Genomic DNA, 6,000 nt, shown 5'->3' on the forward strand with positions numbered 1-6,000 from the left:
AACTCGTCTACTGAAGCAGCCGTAAATAGGTCTGAGACCTTTATTTTTCAATAGTTATACGTCCATCCAATACAGACGACACCGGTTTTCCGGCAGCCGTTTGTTGTTTTACATAATCCATCATTGCATCACGAAGAGTGATACCCGGCTCGATTACTTCTACAGCTTTAGCAAAAGCTTCCATGCCATCATTGCCGTCTGCCAGATAGTCGAGCGTCATGATAGCGTATATTTTATTCGGATCAACGGGCTTTCCTTTTACCGTAGCACTTACTAATTTATCGTCCTTGATGACCAAATGTGCTGTTGACGAAATGCCTGCTCCTCCTATTTTTGCATAAGATTCGAATGCTTCTTGCAAATCGCTGCCTTTCAGTTTGATCAATACCAGTGTGTTTTCGAATGGATATATTTCAAAAATATTACCGACTGTAATATTGCCTTTCCCCAGATTGGCTCTATGCCCGTAAACATTGACTGATGCAAAATCGCAATTGCCGCCTGTTGCTTTTTCCCCGTATGCCTGCATTACGTCAGATGTGAGGTTTGTTAATAGACTTTCGGGGCGTCCATAACTCATATCCTGATCAGAAGTTCCGATAACCTGTCCCATTTCTTTATCCAGCAACACCTTGTATCGGGCCACCATAGCCGACATTTCGGGAGCTTTGCCTTCATATTGGGTTGCAACCAATGGATACCGCTGCGCATCCATACTCTTTATAACATAGTGTTGCCTCGAACACGAAAAACATAATGCAACAATTATTGCACCGCCTATTATTCTTCTCATAAACTCAACTTGAGGTACCAGACCTCTTTATTACTTAGACAAGTAAGAAATATATAATTAAGTACTTGCTGTGATTTAAACTCTTAAAACTTCAAAATTAAATATAAAAATACGAGTACACACTTTTATCGTTTTAATAAATCGTAAATAATGCCAATCAGTAGTTGGATTCGTAAATAGTTCATAATAATTGGAAACTTTCGACGACTCGTAAGGGTAGGGTTCTGCTCTACCCGATATGGAGCCCAACAGACGAAGCAGAGTCTTCGCACTCCATGGTATGTATGTATTCAGGGTAATTTTCTGTTTTTTATCTATACTTAAAAAAATACATTACAACTATGGCAAAGTATACCGATAAACTAGGAAAGCAAATAACAAAGGCAATAGAGCAGGATGAATATACATTAGGCGAAATCTGCTCAATGCACAACATCAGCCGCAAAACATTTTATCAGTGGATGATCAAATATCCCGATTTTGAGGAAATGGTCAATAATGCCCGTCTGGAAAGAGACGAACGGTTGGCACAAAAAGCACGTCAGATACTAAAACAAAGGGTAGAACAAGGTCGTACAGTAACTACCACCCGTTATAAATATGCCGTAGATGAGTACGGCGAATTGTATCTGGCAGGAAAGACAGTAACAGTGAAAGAATATTCTCCGGATGAAAAGACCCTCAAAATGGCAATATCCAAAGAAAGCGATATTGACAATAAGGAGAAAAAGATACTTGTTGAACTGAAGGAAAAAGAACGTATTTTACAAGAAGAACTGGAATATAGATTGTGGAAAGAGGAAGAAGAAAGAGAGTTTCAGGAGACAATCAGAAAATCAGCCGAAGAGATGAATCAAAAAAACAACCAAGCTATTGAATATAATGAATAGAGACTCAGTTGTTACTTTTGTTACCTTTTCTAACTTTTAGTGTTTAGCGGATTTCTAAAAAGGCTTAATAATGTCAATCTGTATTTGAAAATCGTTCTTTTAAATTATGCTATTTACTACGCGCAATCACAGATTGCTTGTGTTCCTTTTGGCCAAAGCCCCTAAAGGAACCAAAAGGTCTTTGGCGCTGCGAGGCTCTGCCTATCTGACAACGTTCACGGGCGAAACTAAATAAAACTCGCTCTGCGAGCTCAAACAGCATTTAGTTTTTACGCCCGTTTCACTGGTCAGATTACGGCTTCACCCCTGTATGCGCCCAGGCTGACGCACAACTTCGCTTGCGCCAGTCTACAAAAGGGTCTGTGCCCCCTCGTCCGTCAGGTTTTCGACCTCGGCGGAAGCCCGGGGTACCCGCTGCACGAAGAAAGCGTTAAAAGAGAAATAGATATCAGCGATAATCATTTTTATTTGTCTTAACTTTCGAGAGCTGAGCGGGTCGGGTTGGAGACGCAGTCTTGATCTTTTGTTTCGTTTTGCATCAAGGCAAAATGAAAAACAAAGCCGGGAGGCTGCGTTAGTAAATAGCGGAATCTGAGAGTATAATTTAAAAGAATGTTTTTCAACTACTGATTCACATGAATAGAGAGAAGATTGTCTCCTTTGTTACCTTTTTCTGAAATTATCAAGCATGAAGTAAGTCCGGATATGTATATTTAATACAGGAGACATTCTTTAACTTTTATTTACTATTATATGACAAAAAAACGGAAATGCTATTAAACCTTTTCCCGAAGTCGAAGTCTTAGAACTTAATAACAGAATAAAATCATATACTGGAACATCAATGGGAAAATCGATATTCGCAACAATTTTACTGTGTCTTTTGGGTATAACGGTAAATGCTCAGTCCAACTTTAGAATAAGTGGAACTGTTTATGACAATTCAAATAAGGAACCTATTGGTCAGGCCGGTATTCGTATTTTAAGTGCTTCAGACAGCACTTATGTTTCCGGAACATCCACTCTTGATAATGGGCGTTTCTCGGCGTCGGTAAAGCCGGGTAAGTACATTGTCAATGTTACTTTTCTCGGATATAAGCAGGTTTTTATCAATGCCGATGCTTCAAAAAAGACTGTTGCGCTCGGAGATATTATGTTAAAGGATGACGGTATTCTTTTAGGTGAAGCGGTTGTTACGGCGAAAGCTGCTGAAATCGCTATCAAAGGTGATACTGTAGAATACAATGCCGATTCTTACAAAGTACAACAAAGTGCAGTTGTAGAAGACTTGTTGAAGAAAATGCCTGGGGCAGAAGTGGACTCGGAAGGAAAGATTACAATCAATGGTAAAGAGATTACCAAAATACTGGTAGATGGTAAAGAATTCTTCAGTTCTGACCCGAAAATGGCATCGAAAAACCTGCCGGCATCAATGGTTGATAAGCTGCAGGTGTTGGATAGAAAATCAGATATGGCTCAGATGACCGGATTTGATGATGGCGAGGAAGAAACCGTAATCAACCTAACAGTGAAGAAGGGGATGAAGCAGGGATTATTCGGTAATGCCAGTGCCGGAATGGGAAACAAAGACCGTTATGGAGCCAGTGGTATTGTAAACTATATGCTCAATGATAATCAGTTTACAGTTATAGGGGGCTCTAATAATACAAATAACGAAGGATTCAGTGATAATGTGGGAGGATCGTTCCGTGGATTAAGACAAGGAGGTTTGAGTTTTGGCGGAAACAATGGTATAACCAAGTCTGCAACCGGAGGATTCAACTTTGCGATTACATCCTCGGATAAGATGAAATGGGGTGGTAATATTCGTTATGGAAATACAAATAACGATGCGAACTCTTCTCAACACTCTGAGACCTATATGTCCGATAGTATCAAAGCAATTAGGGGAAATAGGTTTTCCGAATCTTCGGGCTGGGGCAGTAATAAGAGTAATAATTTCAGTACCGATCTTCGGTTTGAGTGGACTCCCGATTCGGTCACAAAAATCATATTTACACCTAATATACAGTTCGGAAATAACCGTTCGGATGTTTATACTGATGCTCGTACGTGGGATGCTTTGGATACTTTAAATGTGAGTAATTCAAGCTATTTTAATGACGGAACTTCCAGATCGGCTTCGGCTCGTTTACAAGTGAGTCGTGAGCTTGGTAAAAAAGGGCGGGTATTGAGCGTGAGTCTGACCGGTGGTTTTAATGATTTGGACAGTGACGGGGCGGAGTGGTCAAAAACAATATATCCGAGTAAAAATGATTCGGTAGCTATTATTGACAGGAAGACCGATTTGAAAAATAAGGGACATAACTGGAGAGGATACATTTCTTATGTAGAACCTATTGGGAGAAACAACTTCATTCAACTGAATTATTCGTACAGAAAAAACTACTCAGAATCGGATAAAAAGGGTTTGAATCTGGATGATAACGATCAGTACACTATTATAGATACAACAGCAACCAAAAAGCTCGAGAATAATTTTGTCAATCAGGAAATCGGGTTGAATTTCAAGGCTGTACGTCCTAAATACAACTATACAATCGGAGTAGCGTTGCAACCATCAAGTTCGAAAAGCTGGACTATAACGCCCACTGATAAATCTTATGTAGCAAACGATGTCCTGAATTTTTCGCCTGTGGCTCAGTTTAATTATCTTTGGAGTAAGCGTCACAATCTTCGTCTGGATTATGATGGATCTACCACTCAGCCCAGTACAACCCAATTGTCGAATGTCAGGGATGAATCAGACCCATTGAGCATTACTTATGGTAACCCTGATCTGAAGCCATCGTTCAGTAATAGATTCAGAATCCGTTTTCAAAATTTCAATCCTGAGAAGTCGAGTGCTTTGATGATGTTCGGAGGTTTTACCATATCATCAAATGATATTGTTCAGAAATCTTTCAACCTCGAAAATGGAACGAAAGAAACAACTTATGATAATATCAACGGTAACTGGAATGCTCAGTTACGGGTTATTTACAATACACCTTTGAAGAATAAGAAATTCTCGGTCAATTCGATGTCATTCGGAGCATTTACAAATGATAACGGTTACTCTGACGGTGTAAAGAATACAGCGAAAACAGTTCGTTTTGCAGAAAGTTTAGGTCTTCGGTTCAGAACCGATATGCTGTCGCATCTGACTGATAACGCGTCTCTTGAAGTTGGTCTTAGAGGAAATGTAAACTATCAAAACACTCAGAACAGTTTAACAGGACAGCAGGACCGGGAGATTATCAGTTATGGCGGAACATTTAATACAAACGCATATCTGCCTTATGGTATTTCTATTGACACAGACTTGACATATTCGGCCAATAACAGTACGGGATCGACATACAAACTGAATGAATGGATGTGGAATGCAAGTGTGTCAAAAGATTTTGGTATTAATATCAAGAAAAAATCATACGGTACAGGTACTTTAAAGCTAAACTTCTATGACATATTGCAACAACGGACTAATATCTCGCAGACAGCAAATACAAGAGGATACACAGAAACTATAACAAGTACATTGCCGGCTTATTTTATGGCTAGCTTTATATATAAGTTTCAAATATTCAAAGGAGGAGCTAAGATGTCAGATATGGATCGGGGAGACTTTCCTCCCGGTGGTCCCGGTGGCCGCCCCGGAGGTGGATTTAGAGGAAGACCTCCCGGTATGTAATATGTGTAAAATGGGATATTCTTAATATTTTTTGCTTAATCTGTTGGATTACTAGAATATATTTGTATCTTTGCACTCGCTTTGAAAGAAAAGCAATAACCGGAGATTCCGTAGCTCAGTCGGTAGAGCACATCACTTTTAATGATGGGGTCCTGGGTTCGAGCCCCAGCGGGATCACTAGCAAATGATGCAAAAAGAAGTAAAACCTTGATTTTCAGTAGAAAGTCAAGGTTTTTTCTTTTGTCCAAATAGGCAAAAAAGGGCAATTTACGACAGTATATACATGCCTAAATCGTGGATGGAAAATCCAGTGAGCGTTGCCCCCTCGTGCCAGTCTAAATTGCCCCCATGTACCAAAATATGTTTGACCCTTTTCGCCAAAATAAAAATGTCCCCTGTCGGAATATAAACCAACAGGGGATTTTTATGTAATTTAGATTCCCGTCCTGGTCGATGGGTTAAAGCTAAAATTACAATGACAACAAAGTTAGCAAACATTCTTCATTGCTATGCAATGGGGATGGGGATAAAAGGTATCAGCGCGACCTTTGAGCTATCCCGCAACACAGTGCGCAAGTATGTGCGTTTGTTTCAAGAGAGTGGTATACCGATGGAGCAACTTC

At 39.8% G+C, this 6,000-nt stretch carries 3 protein-coding genes and 1 tRNA gene; 3 read left to right on the plus strand and 1 reads right to left on the minus strand.

Annotated elements, in window-relative coordinates:
- Positions 1 to 40 precede the first annotated feature (40 nt).
- On the minus strand, positions 41 to 793 hold the full coding sequence (locus tag K322_RS0106675; RefSeq protein ID WP_026626191.1) for a 5'-nucleotidase C-terminal domain-containing protein: 753 nt from the start codon (positions 791 to 793) through the stop codon (positions 41 to 43).
- Positions 794 to 1,134: 341 nt separating this feature from the next.
- On the opposite strand from K322_RS0106675, the gene K322_RS18790 reads away from it, so the two are divergent.
- The 3 genes from K322_RS18790 to K322_RS0106690 all read left to right on the plus strand — a co-directional run bounded on the left by K322_RS18790 (position 1,135) and on the right by K322_RS0106690 (position 5,554).
- On the plus strand, positions 1,135 to 1,683 hold the full coding sequence (locus K322_RS18790; RefSeq protein WP_051290678.1) for a terminase small subunit-like protein: 549 nt from the start codon (positions 1,135 to 1,137) through the stop codon (positions 1,681 to 1,683).
- 844 nt (positions 1,684 to 2,527) lie between these two features.
- On the plus strand, positions 2,528 to 5,377 hold the full coding sequence (locus K322_RS0106685; RefSeq protein ID WP_026626192.1) for an outer membrane beta-barrel protein: 2,850 nt from the start codon (positions 2,528 to 2,530) through the stop codon (positions 5,375 to 5,377).
- A 104-nt stretch (positions 5,378 to 5,481) separates the two neighbouring features.
- Positions 5,482 to 5,554: transfer RNA gene (locus tag K322_RS0106690), tRNA-Lys, on the plus strand.
- Positions 5,555 to 6,000: the final 446 nt, after the last annotated feature.

This window comes from Indolivaga capnocytophagoides DSM 22835 (genome assembly GCF_000426485.1).
Classification (GTDB): Bacteria; Bacteroidota; Bacteroidia; order Bacteroidales; family Dysgonomonadaceae; genus Dysgonomonas_A; species Dysgonomonas_A capnocytophagoides.